Here is a 17,846-nt window from a genome sequence, read left to right as displayed (position 1 = left end):
GTTTATGCTCAAGAAATGAACCTTTTTCGGGGCCGGATTGTTAAATAGACAGATCACACAAGAAAGGAGGGCTAGAATTGCAGAGCAACCGGGAATTGTTTGAAGCCTACAACAAAGCTGTATACCGGACCTGTTATTACATGGTGCATGATGCGGCTGATGCCGAGGATCTGTGCCAGGAGGTGTTTATCACCGTGTTTCGTAGCCAGTGGCAGGATGTCGAGTATGTCCGGGCATGGATTATGAAAATTACGGTTAACGCCTGCCTGAATCATCTGAAACGCTCGCGCAGCCTGCAGCATAAGGTCGCACAGAATCTGCATCTTTGGAACAGGAACAGCGAAACACCGGTAGAGCGGCTGATTGAACAAAAGGAGACGGAGCTGGAATGGGCAGGGTACTTGTCCAGGCTGCCTGCGAAAATCCGTGCGGTGCTGACACTAAGATACATGCATGATTTCAGTTTGGCTGAAATCTCGGAAGCACTGTCCATACCGTTAGGTACAGCGAAGTCAAGACAGCACAAGGGCCTAAAAATGATGAGGCGGATTCTGCTGGAAGCCGGAATACAAGATAAGGAATGGAAGGGTGAGTATTATGAAGAAGCTGGAAAATATGCTGGAGCGTCAATTAAATGAAGAACACGCCGTTAACTATCCCGATTTTGACAACATGTGGGGCCGGGTAGAGCAGGCGACGCATGCTGCATCCTTAAGGATTGCCACTACGGAAGCTGCTAGTCCGCGCCGGTCGAGAAACTGGCGCAGAATTACGGTTGCAGCCTCCCTTAGTGTACTGCTTGCTGCCGCCCCGGTATATGCGGCTATTCAATATGACTGGGGAAATCTGCTCAGCAGCAGAAGCGGTGTTAAGGCCGCTTTGGCTCAAAATCTCGGTCAGCAGCTGGGACAATCTGTGACTAAGGATGGAGTAACACTGACGCTCCATACCGCTATTGTGGATGAGAACCGGACGGTGATTTTGTACAGTCTGGATGTTGGGGACCGCCCGGATAACGAATCTTGGAATGTGGATGGCCTGTCGTTGAAGGATACAGCCGGGAAGAAAAGTGACGGAAATCATAACTATCAGCAGTGGGATGCGCAGAATCAGCGCTACAATGGATACTTCGAAACGGACTGGACACCGCAGCAGGATACTGCAAAGATCACTTTAACTGCAGATGCTGTAAGAGCCTTCAGCACGCTGGAGCAGGAGCTGCCACTTGACAGTGGATCGTCGGCCGTGCAGAGCTTCTCCATCAGAAAGGACGGCATAAATACTCTAGAAGTGCAGCCTTTTTCACAAAACCAGGATAAGCTATTGCTCAGTTCGGCAGTTACGTTCGACGAGCAGGAAACGAAAGAATGGGCCAAGCCGCGGATTGTGGCGTATGCAGGAGGCAAACAAATCGAGGAACTATCCGGGGGAACCTTTGGTAAACCGGGCGATAACGGGGAATATACCATGCAGCAATATTTAGAGGCGAAGCAAATTTCCCCAGGACAACCAACCTTTAAGCTGCAATATACCAAACTTGAACGAAATCTTGCGGGGCCTTGGACCTTTGATCTGGAATTGAGTAAAAAACAGATGGAGAGCGGAACGATTAAGACGGCCCTGAATGTACCTCTGGAAACGGGTGACACCTTAAACAGCATTGAGAAGATGGTTGTCACACCGACGCAAATCAGATTGTCTGTAAGAACGAAGGCTGATTTCTACCAATTGCCTTATAAGAAATATTATCTGGAGGTAAATGGGAAGACGCTTGAAGGCTTGTTCTGGGGATCTTCAAAGGAAGATCCAAGCCTGATTACCCTGAGCTTCGAGCGTCCTTCAGATCTCGTGGTGGATGAGCAGACTCCTATTACTTTTGTGGGCAAATATAAGGTAACGACTCATAGCGACGACAGAACACCAGTACTTTTGACGAATATCTCCCAGCAAAAGCAGACAGTGACTAAGCAAATCGGAGGTTATCCTGTAGTGTGGACTTATTATATGCAGGGTGACGATTTGTTTGTGGAAACTGAGAGTGTAGATCCTCATTTCGGAGGCATCAATCAGACTCATATCGGGCTGGGTAAAGACCGTATAATCGGGAAGCAGGTTACAGCCAATTTTGACGGAGATGGAAATAACAAAGCTATCGATGTCTACAAGAATTTCCAGGGCAATGAAGCTTCAATTTACACGTTTTATTATTCGACGGATGAGCCGGATAAAGAGACAAGAGTGCAGCTTCAGCCTTAAGAGTATAACGGGTTCGTCATACAGCAAATGAACAAGAGGCAATGAGCAAAGAGGCTATTCTGGACGCTGAACAGGTCCGGTTAGCCTCTTTTGTCTGTCCGGAAGTGATGGATGGGGAGAATAAATCCCTGGTTTTTGGGAGGGGGGATCATATATCCTTAAGATAAACTATATGTGAATCGCAAAAACCGGAGGAGAAAACAAAAATGGAACTGACACGCTGTGCCTGGGTTAACGAAGACCCGCTCTATATTGCCTACCACGATGAAGAATGGGGCAAGCCGCTGCACCATGACCGGAAGCTGTTCGAGCTGCTGATGCTGGAGGGCATGCAGGCCGGACTGAGCTGGTATACCGTGCTGAAAAAGCGGGAGCATTTCCGGAAAGTCTTCGACGGATTCGATCCGCAGAAGATTGTCCAGTATGATGAAGCGAAAATTGAATCATTGATGCAGGATACGGGGATTATCCGTAACCGTCTGAAGATCAATGCCATTCTGCGGAATGCGGAGGTCTACCTGCAGATTTGCCGGGATGAGGGCAGCTTTGCCGAGTACCTGTGGAGCTTTACCGGAGGAAAGCCGGTGATTAACCAGTGGAAGACACGTTCCGAGGTTCCGGCTACCACCGCCCAGTCTGATGAGATGAGCAAGGCGCTGAAGAAGAAGGGCATGAAGTTTGTCGGCTCTACGATTTGTTATGCATTTATGCAGGCCTCGGGCATGGTGAATGACCATACGGCTGACTGCTTTTGCCGCCGGTGAAATAGCGGAGCTAAGGCACAGAAGTCGCGGTTTTGGCGCTACCTATAGAAGAAATGTTATACTGTTAAATATTCAACCACTGCATATTATTTTAGGAGGACCTACACACATGTTATGGCATGAACTGACGGTACATACAACAGAAGAGGCACAGGAGATGATATCCAATCTGCTGTATGAAGCCGGAGCAGGCGGTGTTTCCATTGAAGAATCAGGAACACTGAGTAAAATAAGAGACACCCGGTACGGCGAATTGTACGACGAGCCGCTGAATGATATTCCGATCGGTGAAGCTGTGATTAAAGGTTACTATGCCGAGACGGTTTCGATGGACGATGTGATCTCGGAAGTCGCTCCGCGTGTGGAAGAGCTGCGGGAGTTCGGGATTGATCCCGGCAAAGCGCTGATCTCATGGAAGACCGTAGACGAGGACGAATGGGCCCATGCCTGGAAGGCGTATTTCAAGCCGCTGCGTGTATCGGAGCGTCTGACCATTAAACCGACCTGGGAAGAATATACACCAGCCGGCCCGGATGAGAAAATTATTGAAATCGATCCCGGCATGGCCTTCGGAACAGGTACGCATCCTACGACCGCACTGTGCCTGCGTGCACTTGAGAAGAGAATCAGCGGCGGTGAGGAAGTAATCGACGTAGGCACCGGATCCGGTATTCTGGCTGTGGGTGCGGTTCTGCTTGGGGCAAAGTCTGTGCTTGCGCTGGATCTTGATCCGGTCGCGGTAGAAAGTGCCCGGGAGAATGTGGTCCTGAACAGACTGCAGGAATCGGTTACTGTAAAAGAAAGCGACCTGCTGTCGCTGCTTGGCGGCGAAGGCGCAGCGGATACTGCAGCGGCAGATATGTGGCCTGCGGCAAGACCCGGTTATACGAACACGCAGGAAACTGAAGCTCCGGCAGATTCTGGCCTTGGAGTGACACTTCCCGTGAAGCTAATAGTGGCTAACATTCTGGCGGAGATTCTTGTGCTGTTCACAGATGATGTATTCCGTGCACTGCAGCCGGGCGGGATTTATATTACCTCCGGCATCTATAAGGATAAGGAAGGTCTTGTGACACAGGCACTTGAGGCTTCCGGTTTTGAAATTATGGAAATTACCCGTGAAGAAGACTGGGTGGCAATTACAGCCGGAAAGAGGTAGAGATGGATTCATTGGATCGAATTTTAGTATATCCCCTGCAGCAGCTTCCGTTTTTTCTGATTACGATTGTGATCGCATTTACTGTGCATGAGTTCGCTCACGCATACTTTGCCAACAAATTCGGTGATCCGACGGCAAGACTGCTGGGCCGCATGACACTGAATCCTGCCGTTCATTTTGATCTGTTCGGTATAATATTGCTGCTCATTGCCGGATTCGGCTGGGCCCGTCCGGTTCCGGTGAACCGCGACAATTTCAGCCGTCCGCGGCTGATGGGAGTAATTGTATCCGCAGCCGGACCAATCAGCAATCTGCTGCTTGGTATTCTCGGTGCGCTGATCTACGCTGCACTCCAGGCAACAGGCGTTATGGATTCCATTACAAATGATCAATTGTTAAGAGCGATATACTGGTTCTTCGGAATGTTTATTCCGTTCAATTTCTTCCTGTTTGTGTTCAACCTGATTCCGCTGCCGCCGCTGGACGGCTACCGGATTGTGGAAGACATCGCACCGGGTCCGATTCGCGGCAAATTACAGCAGTATGAACAGTGGACCGTCTTTATCTTCTTGTTGATCATCTTCATTCCCGGACTGAGCGCTTATACCATCCGGCCGCTGAACATATGGTCACAGCAAATTGCCACTGACTTTATCAATATGTTCCTCAAGCTGTTCGGATATGGGACCCTGTAACAGGGGCTGTTCACAGACAGGCAAACGTTGTATGATGTAATGTGTTATTTTTAGAGGGTTTACATGTGCGTAGGAACGGCGGCCGGAGACCTGGACAGCAGGAACGCCGCCGTTTTTACGCTGAATAATCGAACAGAATGAGGTTGAATATGCAGCGTTATTTTGTAGCACCCGAGCAGTTTGGCACGGATCAGGTGAGTATTGGGGGCGAAGATGCCCGCCATATCGCCAAGGTCATGCGCGGCAAGGCGGGGGACAAGCTGATTGTAAGCGATGGCGTAGCCCGTGAAGCCCTGGTGGAAATTGCATCGATTGAAATTGGCGAGGTTGTAGTGAACATCCTGGAACCCCTGGAGATGACTCATGAGCCGCGTATCCAGATCACGGTGGCCCAGAGTCTGCCTAAAGGCGACAAGCTGGAAACGGTCATTCAAAAATGCACTGAAATCGGTGCGGTGGCCTTTGCCCCCTTCCTCTCGGAGCGTACCATCGTGCAGTACGATGAGCGTAAGGAGAGCAAGCGGCTGGAGCGCTGGCGCAAAATCACCAAGGAAGCCGCCGAGCAGGCGCACCGCAATATCGTGCCGTCCGTGCATTCACCGCTCAGCTGGAAGCAGCTGCTGCAGAGCTTCAGCGGGTACGATGCGGTATACTTCTGTTATGAAAAGGAAGAAGGCCTGCAGCTGCGCAGTGCCGCCGCTCCTTGGCTATCCGCGCTGCCGCCGGAATCTGCGGGCAAGGTCATGATCGTCGTCGGACCCGAAGGCGGCTTCAGCCCGGAGGAATGCCGTGCGGCCGAAGAAGCCGGGGCAGTATCCGTTGGACTTGGAAGCCGTATTCTGCGCTGCGAGACAGCAGGTATGGTCGCCGCAGCATGTATTCTATATGAATCCGGAGAAATGGGGGGAGCTTAAACAATGCCATCCGTAGCATTTTATACTTTAGGTTGTAAAGTCAATTTCTATGACACTGAAGCCATCTGGCAGCTTTTCAAAAATGAAGGTTACGAGCAGGTGGATTTCGAGGGCTCTGCCGATGTGTATTTGATCAATACCTGTACAGTAACGAACACCGGCGACAAAAAAAGCCGGCAGATGATCCGCCGCGCCGTGCGCCGCAACCCGGAGGCCATCGTAGCCGTAACGGGCTGCTATGCGCAGACCTCACCCGGCGAGATTCTCGATATTCCCGGGGTCGATTTGGTGATCGGGAACCAGGACCGTGAGCATATTATGACCCACGTCAAGAATATACAAGAATCCCGCCAGCCGGTTAATGCCGTGCGCAATATTATGAAGACGCGTGAATTTGAGGAGCTGGATGTGCCTGGCTTTGCCGACCGGACGCGGGCTTTTATGAAAATTCAGGACGGCTGTAACAACTTCTGCACCTTCTGCATCATTCCGTGGTCGCGCGGGCTGTCACGCAGCCGTGATCCGAAATCCATCGTTGCGCAAGCGCATCAGCTGGTTGAGGCTGGCTACAAGGAATTTGTGCTCACTGGCATTCACACCGGAGGCTACGGCGATGACCTGGACAATTATCGTCTCGCCGATCTGCTCTGGGAGCTGGACAAAGTGGACGGGCTGGAGCGGGTGCGCATCAGCTCGATTGAAGCCAGCCAGATTGACGAGAAACTGCTGGAAGTACTTAACCGGAGCTCCAAAATGTGCCGCCACCTGCATATTCCGCTCCAGGCCGGACATAACGACGTACTCAAAGCGATGCGCCGCAAATATACGACTGAGGAATATTACGCCAAAATGCAGCTGATCCGCCAGGCTATGCCGGATGTCGGCATTACAACCGACGTAATCGTCGGCTTCCCGGGCGAGACGGAGGAAATGTTCCGTGCCGGCTATGACTTCATGAAGGCCGTGAACTACTCCGAGATGCACGTATTCCCGTATTCGAAGCGGACAGGCACACCGGCTGCGCGGATGCTGAACCAGGTCGATGAAGAGATTAAGAATGCCCGTGTACAGCAGCTGATCGACCTCTCCGAAGAGATGCAGCTTGCGTATGCCCGCAATTTCGTCGGCAAGACCGTATCGGTCATTGCCGAGCGGTCCGCCAAAGATGCACCGGGCCGCAGCACCCAGCACGGCTTCAGTGACAATTACCTGCAGGTATTCTTCCGCGGCGATGATTCGCTGCAGGGTGAACTCTGCCAGGTGAAGATTACGGAAGCCGGAGTCAATGAATGCAAGGGCGAGCTGGTAGGCGTCAGCCGGACTGAGCTTCGCCCAGTCGCGCACTAGCATTTATAGATGGCCGCAAGTAAGGATTTCATTTCCCGCGGGAGATGAAGTCCTTATTGCTATTTTGAGGCTGCAAAACTAAGCGTATGCTTTAGAATCAAGTTTTGACGCTAATGATTCAGTGATGCTATGCTACAAAACTTTTAAGGAGCTATCAACATGGCGCATAAGCAAATTTCAGCGGGCGGCGTGGTTTACCGGAGAGGCAGCGGGCGGCTGGAAATACAGCTGATCGTGGACCGCTACGGCAAAGTGGCGCTGCCCAAAGGCAAAATGGAGGACGGAGAGACAGTAGAGGAGACAGCGCTGCGGGAAATCCGTGAGGAGACAGGCACCGTCGGATTAATCAAGGCACCCATCGATATTATTAAATATACTTTTCAGCATCCGGTATACGGAAAAGTCGATAAGGAAGTCCATTACTTCCTGGTGGAAGCGGTGGGTGGGGTGACCAAAGCGCAGGCTGAAGAGATTAACGCAGTGGAATGGCATGAGCCGGAGGCAGCCTGGGAGCGGGGGAAGGGCAGCTTATATGCCAACAACGTGCCTATTCTCCAACAGGCGCTGTCAATGCTTGCCCAAAAATTTACTATATAAAATGAATTTGAATATAATCAAAAGGGGAAAGTGACGGAGGGGAATTTTGGAACTGGAGGAGCGTAGCGTCCGCCTTTGTCTGCTTATTTCTACCTCAAAGAGCGGTAAAATCAAGAAATCTGCAGACAACAGCGGCCGGAAGTCCAAATATTCTCTGTAGTCACGGCCAACCCCAAATCAGATAAAGTAAAGGTTCATTTTATATAGTTACAAAGTCCCGAATTCGGCCGAAACTGAAAATAAACTGAAAAGAAGGTAAACACTTCAGGCGTAATTGTCGATATAGTGGAAGAGTGTGGTAATTGACCACCGATAAACTTACTGCCTAAGGAGAGAATAGATGACCGTGTACAGGAAAATGACGAAAATGCTCCTCATTATGATATTGCTCGCTGCCGTAGCTTTTCCGGTAAACGTCTTTGCAGCTACAGGCGATACCAACTCAATCGATTTCGACAGTTCGGCAAAAGTAGAGCTTACCGTTGGACAGACACCCAAACAAATCAAAGTCTATGCCAGCTTGGAAGGGTCCTCCTCTAAAAGGGATGTCACAGCTGCTTCGACTTGGGTATCCTCGAATACGAATGTAGTCAAAGTGATGAACGGACTGCTGACCCCGCAGAATGCCGGTACAGCTATGATCACAGCTACATACAACAATGCGGTAGCCACTCTTGAGGTGTCTGTTACCCATCCCTATAAGGAATTAACTCTGGAGCGCAGCTCCGACGGGAAATATAAATTAGGCGACAGCAAAGAAACACTGCTGGTTAAAGCTAAAGCAATAGGCGGCGAATCGGCTACTTCGGTTAAGGATGTATCCGCCGATGCCGACTGGAGCAGCTCCAATGCGGGTGTGCTGACTGTCGATGATGGCCAAATCACACTGGTGGGAGAAGGAACCGCCACCATTACGGCCAAATACAAAGGCTTGACTGCATCGTTCAAGGCTGAAGTAGGACTGCCGTATTCAGCGATTGTACTGAAAGTGAAAGATGCCGTTGACGTTGTCCAGGAGCTGGAACTGCTGGTCGGAGATGATCCGGTGGAATTGACAGCTATGACTCAAGCGACGGAGAGCAGTCAGGAACAATCTGTTACGGGTCTGGCCGAATGGTCAAGCTCGAATGAGAGCGTCGCAACTGTAAAAGCCGGAACAATCACCGTGCTGGCTTCCGGAAAAACAGTAATTAAAGCAAGCTACCTTGGAGTATCCAAGGCAGTGGATGTATATGTCCGTTCTCCTTATGAGGCGATTCTGTTGACGCCTTCGGATGATCAGACGCTTTTCCTCGGTGAAAGCCTGAAGGTTATGGCGAAAATGAGAAATGCCGCTAACTCCACCCAGAACCAGTCTGCGGATGCAACCTGGACTTCCGACAATCAGCTGGCAGTGACGGTGGCAAAGGATGCTACAGCGTCCACAGATGCCGCTGCGACTGTTACCGCCAAAGCTGTTGGATCGGCAGTGATCAAAGCGGAGAACCTGGGTGTCAGCAAGACGCTCAAAGTGACTGTGTATCCGACAATTACGGATCTGACACTTGAGAAATCCGAGCAGGAAATGTATACATCCGATACCCTTACCCTGCCGAAAGTGAGCGGCACCAAGCTGGATGGTACCAAGCTGGATATCAGCCCGGAAATCGTATGGACTTCAGCCAATAATGAGATCGCTGAGATTAAAGACGGCAAGCTCGCTGCGGTCAAAGCAGGGACAGTAACCCTTACCGGCAAGATCAAGAAGGGCAATGTCTCCTCGACGCCCTCCGAAGTGCGCGCGAAGAGCGTCGAGCTGAAGGTGACCGTTCTGAACAAAGTCCTGATCCTGATCGGGCCTGAAGACGGACTGGGACTGGTTATTGGTGAAGAGCAGCCGCTGCCGTCGGTGAACGCAGTGCTCGAAAATGGTGACGAGCTTGATGTCTCCGGCATGATTGCCTGGGAGGTTACCGGAACGAATGCCGTGATTAAACAAATTACTAGCGGCAAAGTGATCAAAGGCTTGACCAAAGGCACAGCTACACTCAAAGGTACCTATGCCAACAAGACCATCAGCATCCCGGTAACGATTGAGCAGAAGGTTGTGAAGCTGGTTGTAGAGCCTGCTACACTGGAATTGAACGTCAAAGCATCCAAAACTATCAAAGTAACCGGGTTTTTCGCTAACGGCAAGTCGGCGAACTTCTCCGGCGGAATGAACTGGGAATCCTCCAATCCGGAAGTAGCTACAGTGAAGGGGATGTCTGTTAAGGCTGTTGCCGAAGGCACGGCCACATTGACTGGTTCTTACCAGGGGATTACCGCCACAGTCAAAGTTACAGTAGTTCCTAAGCTGACCAAGCTTACTGTGAATGAAACCAAACTGGTTCTTGCTGCCGGATCCTCTCAGAGTGTAGTCGTGACGGCGCTATATGATACCGGCAAAACTGCCAATGTCACAGGAAGTGTAGTCTGGACAAGCTCCAAACCATCTGTGGCGAAGGTGAATGCATCCGGAACGATTACAGCAGTAAGCAAAGGAACAACATCGATCAAAGGCAAGTGGAACAACAAAACGGTAACGGTGTCTGTTACTGTAAAATAGACCGTAAAAGATTTGCGAAGCAGCTGTTTCAGGGCTACGCAGATCTTTTTTTTATAAATCTATAGCAATCCCCAGTAAACCGATGTATAATTCCTAAAAATACATAAGGGAGATGAATCAGGTGGCCCAAAAAGATATCTTATCTATCAGAACGATTGTAGCGGTTGGAATCGGTTCGGCATTATTCGTAATTTTGGGAAGGTTCGGTTCGATCCCCTCCGGCATTCCGAATACGAATATTGAGACCACTTATGCGCTGCTTGCATTGTTCGCATTGTTGTACGGACCCGTTGCCGGACTGCTGATCGGATTGATCGGCCACACGCTGAAGGATGCCATTTTTTACGGTTCCCCCTGGTTCAGCTGGGTAATCTCCTCAGGACTGGTCGGGCTGATTATCGGCCTGCTTGTGGCTGGAATCTCTATACAGGACGGGGAGTTCGGCAGAAAAGAAATCATCCGGTTCAATCTCGCCCAGATCGCAGCAAATGCCATTGCCTGGTTCGCTGTAGCACCAACGCTGGATATTCTCATTTATGCAGAGCCGGCGAACAAGGTATTTACGCAAGGACTGATCGCCGGAGCGGCAAATATTGTAACCGTGGGGGTCATTGGCACACTGCTCGCAGCAGCCTATGCTAAGACCCGGACACGGCAGGGAAGCTTAAGAAAGCTGAACTAACATAGTATTTAACAGAAAGCCGGTGACAATCACCGGCTTTTCTGTTGAAATAGAGAAAATACAGCTTCATGATACAGCTGAAAGAGGAAGATCAATTATGAGTAAAGCGGTTATTGAATTTACGGATTTCAGCTTCACCTACCGCGCTCAGCAGGAGCCGACGCTGCGCGGAATAACCTTGAGTATAAACGAAGGGGAGAAGGTGCTGATCGTTGGCCCTTCCGGTTCCGGCAAGAGCACCCTGGCCCATTGCATCAACGGGCTGATTCCCTTTTATTACCCGGGAGAAATGAGCGGCAGCCTGCGGATTATGGGACAGGAGCAGAGTGGACTAAGCATCGCTGGGTTAGCGGAAATAACGGGAACGGTGCTGCAGGACCCGGACGGCCAGTTCGTCGGTCTTACTGTTGGTGAAGATATCGCGTTTGTGCTGGAGAACGGGGCAGTGCCTAAGCAGGAGATGACCGAGCGGGTAGAGGCTGCGGCCAGAGCTGTTGATATTCACGAGCTGCTGGCTGCTTCACCCCAGGAGCTGTCCGGCGGACAAAAGCAAAAAACCATGCTGGCTGGAGTCCTAGTCGGCAATGTTGATATTTTGCTGTTCGACGAGCCGCTGGCCAGCTTAGATCCATACACCGGGACCAAGACGATTGAACTGATCGACCGGCTCCAGCGCGAAACCGGCAAAACGGCAATTATTATTGAGCATCGTCTGGAAGAGGTGCTGCACAGGCCGGTGGACCGGATTATTGTGATGAAGGACGGGGCAATTGCCGGTGATCTGCCTGCGGCTGAGCTGCTAAGCTCCAGTCTGCTGGCTGAAGCGGGCCTCCGGGAGCCGCTGTATCTGACGGCACTCAAATATGCAGGTCTTGTCATTACTCCGGACATGCAGCCCCAGCATCTGGATCAGCTCCGGATGGAGGGACATGCAGACAGGCTTCAGCAATGGATGGACAGCTGTGCGGAGGAAGCGGAGGTTCTGGAGGCTTCCCCGCTGCTTGAGCTGAGAGAGGTTTCCTTCGGCTACGAGCGGGATACGGAGGTGCTGCACCGGCTGTCGCTGACCGTTAACCGGGGCGAAATGCTGGCGATCGCCGGGAGAAACGGTGCTGGTAAGTCGACGGTATCGAAGCTGATCTGCGGCTTTTACCGCCCGTCCTCGGGAGCGATTCTGCTGAACGGACGGGATATCAGCCGGGATACGATCAAGGAGCGGGCGGAGAAAATCGGTTTTGTCACACAGAACCCCAATCACATGATCTCCAAGACGCTTATATACGACGAGATTGCACTGGGGCTGAGGATGCGCGGGATTCCGGAGGATATCATTCGCGGACGCGTCCATGAGGTCCTTAAAGTATGCGGCCTGTATGAATTCCGCGAATGGCCGGTTTCTGCGCTTAGCTATGGGCAGAAGAAACGGGTTACGATCGCTTCTATTCTGGTTCTTGAGCCTGAGGTGATCATTCTGGATGAACCGACCGCGGGGCAGGATTACCGGCATTACAATGAAATGATGGAATTTCTGCGGGGCTTGAACAGCCGGGGAATTACGGTGATCATGATCACGCATGACATGCATCTGATGCTGGAGTATGCGCAGCGGACCATCGTACTGGCGGACGGGAAAAAGCTTGCCGATGACCGGCCGGAGCGGATTCTGACGGACCGTGCCGTGGTGGAGCGTGCCAACCTCAAGGAAACTTCGCTGTTTACCTTGGCGTTAAAGGCGGGAGTGGGTCAGCCGGAAGAGCTGGTCCGCCGGTTCATTGCTTTTGACAGGAGGGTCCGCCACAGATGAAAGCTAAAATGCTGACGTTTACGAACCAGGATTCGCCGGTACACCGGCTGACGGGAGCAACGAAGCTGCTTGTGTTCGCGGTCTGGTCGGTTTCGGCAATGATTACATATGATACCCGGTGCCTGATTCTGATGCTGTTGTTCAGCCTAGTGATCTTCAGGATCTCGCGGGTGCGATTTCAGGATTATGCCTTTGTGCTCTACTTCATTCTGCTCTTTTTTTTATTGAATCAACTGGCGATCTTTATCTTCTCTCCGCTGGAGGGAACGCAGATTTACGGCACACGCCATGATCTTGTTCATCTGGCAGGGAGGTATACTGTAACAGCTGAGCAGCTGTTCTATCAGTTCAATATCGCGCTGAAATATTCCGTAGTCATTCCGATGGCGCTGCTGTTCCTGCTGACAACCGATCCCGGTGAATTTGCCTCATCACTGAACCGGATCGGAGTTCACTATAAAATCGCTTATTCCGTATCGCTGGCTTTGCGCTATATTCCCGACATTCAGCGGGATTACGAGAATATCGCCTTCTCCGCCCAGGCCCGGGGAATTGATATTTCCCGCAAGGAGAAGCTGCCGGCACGGCTGAAAAATATCGTGTCGATTCTGCTGCCGCTGATTCTGGCGAGTATTGAGCGGATTGAGAAGATCAGCACGGCGATGGAGCTGCGCGGCTTCGGCAACGGCAGGAAACGGACCTGGTACCGGGGCCGTCCGTTCACCCGAAGGGACTATCTCGCCTTAGGAATGATTCTGGCTATTGCTGCAGGATCGACAGTGGTTACCTTTTACGATGGTTCAAGGTTCTACAGTATCTTTTAAACTCGAGAAACCATTAGTATTGCAAGGCTGTTTGAAGTATAATAATACGGCGATTAAGAAGGCTTCCGGCAGGAAGCCTTCTGTGCGGAGTTATGTGCGGCTGAGGCGCTGCTCGATTCTGGACCAGAGCGGCAGGTAGCACAGCGGCAGCACCGCGAGTGAACAGACGACGTTGAAGATCGTCTGGGCGTGGGCGAGCTGCGAGGCCGGCCCGCCGCCAAGCGCGGCGGATAGGCTCTGGAGCGGCCCGATAAAGGGCAGGAACAGCAGCGCGCCGCCGACATTGAGCGCTACATGCGATCCGGCAACAAACTTGCCGGATGCTGAACCACCGATGGCAGCGATGACGGCGGTGACACAGGTGCCGACGTTTGCACCGAGCACGATGGCGATGCCGAGCTCGGGCGGCATTGTGCCTGAAGCCGCGAGGCCCATTGCCATGCCGATGACCGCCGCGCTGCTGTGCAGCATAGCGGTCAGGCAGGCTCCGGCAGCCAGACCCCACAGCGCGCTGGTCGCCGCATGGTCCAGGAACCAGCGGAACAGTCCGCTGGCCTGAAGAGCCGGGCCGATCGACTGCATGACAGCGATCCCCCACAGCACCAGTGCAAAGCCGGCCACCGCCAGGCTGATGAACTGGAGCGGCCCGGAGATACGGCGGCAGGCTTCGGCTGCCCGCCAGGAGAAGGGCGGGAGCTCGCCGAGCATGACCGCCGCAGCCCAGAGGCACAGCGCCGCGGTGAGCAGCGGCGCAGCCATCGTGCTGATCTGCAGTCCGATCAGCTCAGTCGTCAGGCAGGTGCCGATGTTGCTGCCTAGAATGATGCCCAGCGTGCGGGCATAGGTGAGCAGCCCGGCATTGACCATGCCGATGGTCAGCACGGTAACCGCTGTGCTGCTCTGCAGCATCGCCGACAGCAGGCTGCTGGCGATGAGGCCTTTTAAGGGCGTGGAGGTGGCTTTATGCAGACTCCGCGTAAGCAGCGGGCCGGCTAGCTTCGCCAGCGCAGCCTCCATCACCTTCATGCCGGCAAGGAAAATAACAAGGCCGTATAGGACAGGGAACAGCAGGTCACGGATCATAAGGACAGGCTCCTTTGAACGGGGGTTGTACACCAATATATGAATGCATTGCAGTGGACATGTATGAAATCATCAACAAGAACAGGGAGTTGAAGTCATTGGCATCGGTTATTCTGGAACGAAACCGCAAAAAAAGACTGGAACAGGGTCACCCGTGGGTGTACGCCAGCGAGGTAGCCTCAGTGGACGGAGATCCGCAGGCTGGCGGTTTGGTGGATGTGCTTACACATCAGGGCCGGTTTCTGGCGTCAGGTTATTACAATCCGGCTTCGCAGATCCGGGTACGAATTGTATCCCAGGCCCCACTGGCGGCAATGGATACGGCATTTTTTATCGAGCGGTTTACGAGCTGTCTGCAGCATAGGGAACGGTTTCTGCCGGGAGCGGACGCTTACCGCTTCGTGTATGGGGAAGCGGATTTTCTGCCCGGTCTGATTATTGACCGGTTCGGTGAGATTCTGGTCGTGCAGCTGTTGACACTCGGCATGGACAAGTGCCGCACCGAGATTGTGGAGGCGCTGGTGCAGGTAATGGCTCCGCGCGGTATTTATGAACGCAGCGATGTTTCCGTCCGCGAACTGGAGGGACTGGAGCAAAGAACCGGCGTATTGTACGGGGATTGCCCGCGCCACATTACGGTAAGCGAGAATGGCCTGAAGGTCATCGTCGATATTGAAGAAGGCCAGAAGACCGGCTATTTCTTCGATCAGCGCGAGAACAGGGCTTCCATTGCACCGCTGATCAAGGGCTGGGGCGGACGCAGCGGAATTACGCTGCAGGAAGTAGAGACGGAAGACGGGGACAAGAAGACTTTGCCAGTCAATAAAAGCGGTAAGCCGGTCACATTCCCATACTGGGACGGGGCGACAGTGCTGGAATGCTTTGCGCATACAGGCAGCTTTACGCTGCATGCCTGCAAATACGGAGCGAAAAAGGTAACCTGCCTGGATGTTTCCGCTCATGCGATTGAGAGCGCCAAAGCGAACGTGGAGCTGAACGGATTCACGGACCGCGTTGAGTTTGTCGTAGATGATGCTTTTGCCTTTTTGCGCAATCAGGTAAAAGGCTTAGAAGAGCGTTCCGAGCGGGCAACGGGTACGGGGGAAGCCAAGTCCGGCGGTAAGCCGGCGGCCAAAACAGATACAGCAAAGCCGATGACAGCCGGCGGCGGGCGCACCTGGGATGTCGTTATTCTTGACCCGCCTGCGTTTGCCAAAACTAAAAGCGCAGTAGCAGGAGCCTGCCGCGGTTACAAGGATATCAACCTGCACGGTATGAAGCTGGTCAACGAGGGCGGATACCTGGTAACGGCAAGCTGCTCGTACCATATGCAGCCGCAGCTGTTCCTGGATACCATTGCTGAAGCGGCGAAAGATGCGGGCAAAGTGCTGAGACTGATTGAATGGCGGGCCGCAGGCAAGGATCATCCGCAAATCCTCGGCGTGGACGAAGGACATTATCTGAAGTTTGCGATTTTTGAAGTCACCAGCAAGAAATAATGCAGCCGTAAGGCTGGGTAGGCAAGAGTCTCCGGAAGCGGAGGCTCTTTTTTTACTATTAATTTGTTGTAAATACAACAAAATTAGAGTAGATTTAGTTCATGGTATTTTTATTGTATTTGCAACAAAAAATGCGCTCATACAGTTGAACTGGAAACATACACGAGGAAAGAGTGGCGGAAGGGAATTTTGAGCCTTACAGAGCGGTAGCGTCCGCCTAAAAGCTTTCCGTAGGAAAGCTCACTTCGGAAGCATAAGCAGTCTGCGGATTTCCACCGCTAACAGCGGTATGAATTCAAGAAATCTGCAGATGGGCAGCGGCTGGAAGTCCAAATATTCTCTGTAGTCACGGCTGATCCAAAGTATAATACTCAGAAGTTCAATTTATAAGGAGTTAAATATGAAGGAAATTCTTCGGGAAATTGGAATGATAGCAAGGGCCTTAGATTCGATAAGCAATATTGAATTCAAAGAATATGACCTTACTAAAGGGCAATATTTGTACCTGGTACGCATATGTGAAAACCCGGGGATCATTCAAGAAAAGTTAGCGGAGATGATAAAGGCAGACCGGACAACAGCAGCCCGTGCGATAAAAAAACTTGAAATGAACGGTTTTATTGAAAAGAAAGCGGATGAGCATAACCTCAAAATTAAAAAACTCTATCCGACAGATCAGGGACAACAGGTATATCCTTTTATAAAAAGAGAAAATGATTATTCAAACCTCGTTGCCTTAGCGGGTTTCTCGGGCAGTGAAGCTGAAGTTATGGCCGGCTTTCTTCAAAGAGTAAGAAAAAATGTGGAGAAAGACTGGGAATATGTCAAAAAGGGAAACAAGAGAGATTATTGATAATATAAAGGAGTGTTCTATTGAAATGACTATAGAGGTCAAAAAGTGTACCCTTGCTGATTTACACATTCTTCAAGAGTTAAGTTATGAAACCTTTAATGATACTTTCAAGCATCAGAATTCACCTGATAATATGCAGGCATATCTGGAAAGGGCATTTAACTTAAATCAACTGGAAAAAGAATTATCCAACCGGTCTTCGCAATTCTTTTTTGTTTTTTTGAATCAGGAGCTCGCCGGCTATTTAAAGGTTAATACCAATGGGGCCCAGACTGAAGAAATGGGTGAGGGTTCTCTTGAAATCGAGAGGATTTATATAAAAGACACCTTCCAAAAACATGGTCTTGGCAGATATATGCTTAATAAAGCTAAGGAAATTGCAATAGAACATCAACTGGAGAGAATCTGGTTAGGTGTATGGGACAAAAATGAAAATGCGATCGCCTTTTATCAAAAAATGGGATTTGTACAAACGGGTGCCCACTCCTTTTATATGGGGGATGAAGAACAAACCGACTTTATTATGATCCACACACTCCGGTAACCAGCGCCAGGCTTAACAGGACTGCAGGCGGCTGGAAATATGAGCAGGCACAAAGGGAATGACACCGTAAGGCGGTCAGTCCCTTTGTGCGTTCTCTACAGGTAAATATTGAGATTTGAAAACAATGGCAAACGTACGTTCTGTTCCGTGAGGTAGAGATATGCTATAATGTTGGGACGAATGCAACACCTTGTGTTGTTATGGATTCACCTTATCTCCGCCACGGAAGGAGTCTACT

General features: G+C 51.3%; 16 protein-coding genes. 15 read left to right on the top strand and 1 reads right to left on the bottom strand.

The window, feature by feature from the left end; all coding sequences use genetic code 11:
- Positions 1-77 precede the first annotated feature (77 nt).
- The 12 genes from QU597_RS21630 (at position 78) to QU597_RS21575 (ending at position 13,629) form a co-directional block, all read left to right on the top strand.
- Entirely contained in the window at positions 78-638 is a 561-nt protein-coding gene (locus QU597_RS21630) for an RNA polymerase sigma factor (protein WP_310829774.1), read from the top strand.
- Positions 598-2,256: a DUF4179 domain-containing protein gene (locus tag QU597_RS21625; protein ID WP_310829773.1), complete on the top strand. Its 1,659-nt coding sequence runs from the start codon at positions 598-600 to the stop codon at positions 2,254-2,256. Before QU597_RS21630 ends, QU597_RS21625 begins: the two co-directional genes overlap by 41 nt.
- A 206-nt stretch (positions 2,257-2,462) precedes the next feature.
- Positions 2,463-3,020 carry a DNA-3-methyladenine glycosylase I gene (locus tag QU597_RS21620; RefSeq protein WP_310829772.1) on the top strand — a complete coding sequence of 186 codons (558 nt, stop codon included), beginning with the start codon at positions 2,463-2,465 and terminating at the stop codon, positions 3,018-3,020.
- A 109-nt stretch (positions 3,021-3,129) separates the two neighbouring features.
- The gene (gene prmA, locus QU597_RS21615; RefSeq protein WP_206101544.1) at positions 3,130-4,179 is read left to right on the top strand and encodes a 50S ribosomal protein L11 methyltransferase; all 1,050 of its coding nucleotides are present in this window, start codon (positions 3,130-3,132) and stop codon (positions 4,177-4,179) included.
- Between the two features lie 2 nt (positions 4,180-4,181).
- On the top strand, positions 4,182-4,874 hold the full coding sequence (locus tag QU597_RS21610) for a site-2 protease family protein (protein WP_310829771.1): 693 nt from the start codon (positions 4,182-4,184) through the stop codon (positions 4,872-4,874).
- Positions 4,875-5,023: 149 nt separating this feature from the next.
- Entirely contained in the window at positions 5,024-5,788 is a 765-nt protein-coding gene (locus tag QU597_RS21605; protein WP_206101542.1) for an RsmE family RNA methyltransferase, read from the top strand.
- A 3-nt stretch (positions 5,789-5,791) separates the two neighbouring features.
- Positions 5,792-7,135, top strand: a complete 1,344-nt coding sequence (gene mtaB / locus QU597_RS21600; protein ID WP_310829770.1) for a tRNA (N(6)-L-threonylcarbamoyladenosine(37)-C(2))-methylthiotransferase MtaB — start codon at positions 5,792-5,794, stop codon at positions 7,133-7,135.
- A 159-nt stretch (positions 7,136-7,294) separates the two neighbouring features.
- The gene (locus tag QU597_RS21595) at positions 7,295-7,732 is read left to right on the top strand and encodes an NUDIX hydrolase (protein WP_310829769.1); all 438 of its coding nucleotides are present in this window, start codon (positions 7,295-7,297) and stop codon (positions 7,730-7,732) included.
- Positions 7,733-8,072: 340 nt separating this feature from the next.
- On the top strand, positions 8,073-10,319 hold the full coding sequence (locus QU597_RS21590; protein WP_310829768.1) for an Ig-like domain-containing protein: 2,247 nt from the start codon (positions 8,073-8,075) through the stop codon (positions 10,317-10,319).
- A gap of 112 nt (positions 10,320-10,431) precedes the next feature.
- A complete protein-coding gene (locus QU597_RS21585; protein WP_310829767.1) occupies positions 10,432-11,001 on the top strand; it encodes an ECF-type riboflavin transporter substrate-binding protein in 570 nt (189 codons plus the stop codon).
- A 97-nt stretch (positions 11,002-11,098) separates the two neighbouring features.
- Entirely contained in the window at positions 11,099-12,805 is a 1,707-nt protein-coding gene (locus QU597_RS21580) for an ABC transporter ATP-binding protein (RefSeq protein ID WP_310829766.1), read from the top strand.
- Positions 12,802-13,629 carry an energy-coupling factor transporter transmembrane component T family protein gene (locus QU597_RS21575; protein WP_310829765.1) on the top strand — a complete coding sequence of 276 codons (828 nt, stop codon included), beginning with the start codon at positions 12,802-12,804 and terminating at the stop codon, positions 13,627-13,629. The genes QU597_RS21580 and QU597_RS21575 overlap by 4 nt, the downstream gene beginning before the upstream one ends.
- Before the next feature lie 90 nt (positions 13,630-13,719).
- Here QU597_RS21575 and QU597_RS21570 read toward each other — a convergent pair whose 3' ends face one another.
- A complete protein-coding gene (locus QU597_RS21570) occupies positions 13,720-14,712 on the bottom strand; it encodes a Na/Pi cotransporter family protein (protein WP_310829764.1) in 993 nt (330 codons plus the stop codon).
- A gap of 98 nt (positions 14,713-14,810) precedes the next feature.
- On the opposite strand from QU597_RS21570, the gene QU597_RS21565 reads away from it, so the two are divergent.
- The 3 genes from QU597_RS21565 (at position 14,811) to paiA (ending at position 17,608) form a co-directional block, all read left to right on the top strand.
- Positions 14,811-16,211 carry a class I SAM-dependent rRNA methyltransferase gene (locus QU597_RS21565; RefSeq protein WP_310829763.1) on the top strand — a complete coding sequence of 467 codons (1,401 nt, stop codon included), beginning with the start codon at positions 14,811-14,813 and terminating at the stop codon, positions 16,209-16,211.
- Positions 16,212-16,611: 400 nt separating this feature from the next.
- Positions 16,612-17,064: a MarR family winged helix-turn-helix transcriptional regulator gene (locus tag QU597_RS21560; protein ID WP_310829762.1), complete on the top strand. Its 453-nt coding sequence runs from the start codon at positions 16,612-16,614 to the stop codon at positions 17,062-17,064.
- 25 nt (positions 17,065-17,089) lie between these two features.
- Complete coding sequence (gene paiA, locus QU597_RS21555; RefSeq protein WP_310829761.1) at positions 17,090-17,608, top strand: spermidine/spermine N(1)-acetyltransferase; 519 nt, start codon at positions 17,090-17,092, stop codon at positions 17,606-17,608.
- Positions 17,609-17,846: the final 238 nt, after the last annotated feature.

Origin of the sequence: Paenibacillus pedocola, from assembly GCF_031599675.1 — a bacterium.
GTDB classification, from domain to species: domain Bacteria; phylum Bacillota; class Bacilli; order Paenibacillales; family Paenibacillaceae; genus Paenibacillus_AQ; species Paenibacillus_AQ pedocola.
Note: the sequence above shows the minus strand (reverse complement) of the source record. Positions and strands in the feature narration are given on the sequence as shown.

What these genes read in the sequence shown, in the direction of transcription:
- QU597_RS21625 (WP_310829773.1), top strand. Translation starts at nt 598, where the DNA reads ATGAAGAAGCTGGAAAATATGCTGGAGCGTCAATTAAATGAAGAACAC.
- QU597_RS21620 (WP_310829772.1), top strand. Translation starts at nt 2,463, where the DNA reads ATGGAACTGACACGCTGTGCCTGGGTTAACGAAGACCCGCTCTATATT.
- prmA (WP_206101544.1), top strand. Translation starts at nt 3,130, where the DNA reads ATGTTATGGCATGAACTGACGGTACATACAACAGAAGAGGCACAGGAG.
- QU597_RS21610 (WP_310829771.1), top strand. Translation starts at nt 4,182, where the DNA reads ATGGATTCATTGGATCGAATTTTAGTATATCCCCTGCAGCAGCTTCCG.
- QU597_RS21605 (WP_206101542.1), top strand. Translation starts at nt 5,024, where the DNA reads ATGCAGCGTTATTTTGTAGCACCCGAGCAGTTTGGCACGGATCAGGTG.
- mtaB (WP_310829770.1), top strand. Translation starts at nt 5,792, where the DNA reads ATGCCATCCGTAGCATTTTATACTTTAGGTTGTAAAGTCAATTTCTAT.
- QU597_RS21595 (WP_310829769.1), top strand. Translation starts at nt 7,295, where the DNA reads ATGGCGCATAAGCAAATTTCAGCGGGCGGCGTGGTTTACCGGAGAGGC.
- QU597_RS21590 (WP_310829768.1), top strand. Translation starts at nt 8,073, where the DNA reads ATGACCGTGTACAGGAAAATGACGAAAATGCTCCTCATTATGATATTG.
- QU597_RS21585 (WP_310829767.1), top strand. Translation starts at nt 10,432, where the DNA reads ATGAATCAGGTGGCCCAAAAAGATATCTTATCTATCAGAACGATTGTA.
- QU597_RS21580 (WP_310829766.1), top strand. Translation starts at nt 11,099, where the DNA reads ATGAGTAAAGCGGTTATTGAATTTACGGATTTCAGCTTCACCTACCGC.
- QU597_RS21575 (WP_310829765.1), top strand. Translation starts at nt 12,802, where the DNA reads ATGAAAGCTAAAATGCTGACGTTTACGAACCAGGATTCGCCGGTACAC.
- QU597_RS21570 (WP_310829764.1), bottom strand. Translation starts at nt 14,712, where the DNA reads ATGATCCGTGACCTGCTGTTCCCTGTCCTATACGGCCTTGTTATTTTC.
- QU597_RS21560 (WP_310829762.1), top strand. Translation starts at nt 16,612, where the DNA reads ATGAAGGAAATTCTTCGGGAAATTGGAATGATAGCAAGGGCCTTAGAT.
- paiA (WP_310829761.1), top strand. Translation starts at nt 17,090, where the DNA reads ATGACTATAGAGGTCAAAAAGTGTACCCTTGCTGATTTACACATTCTT.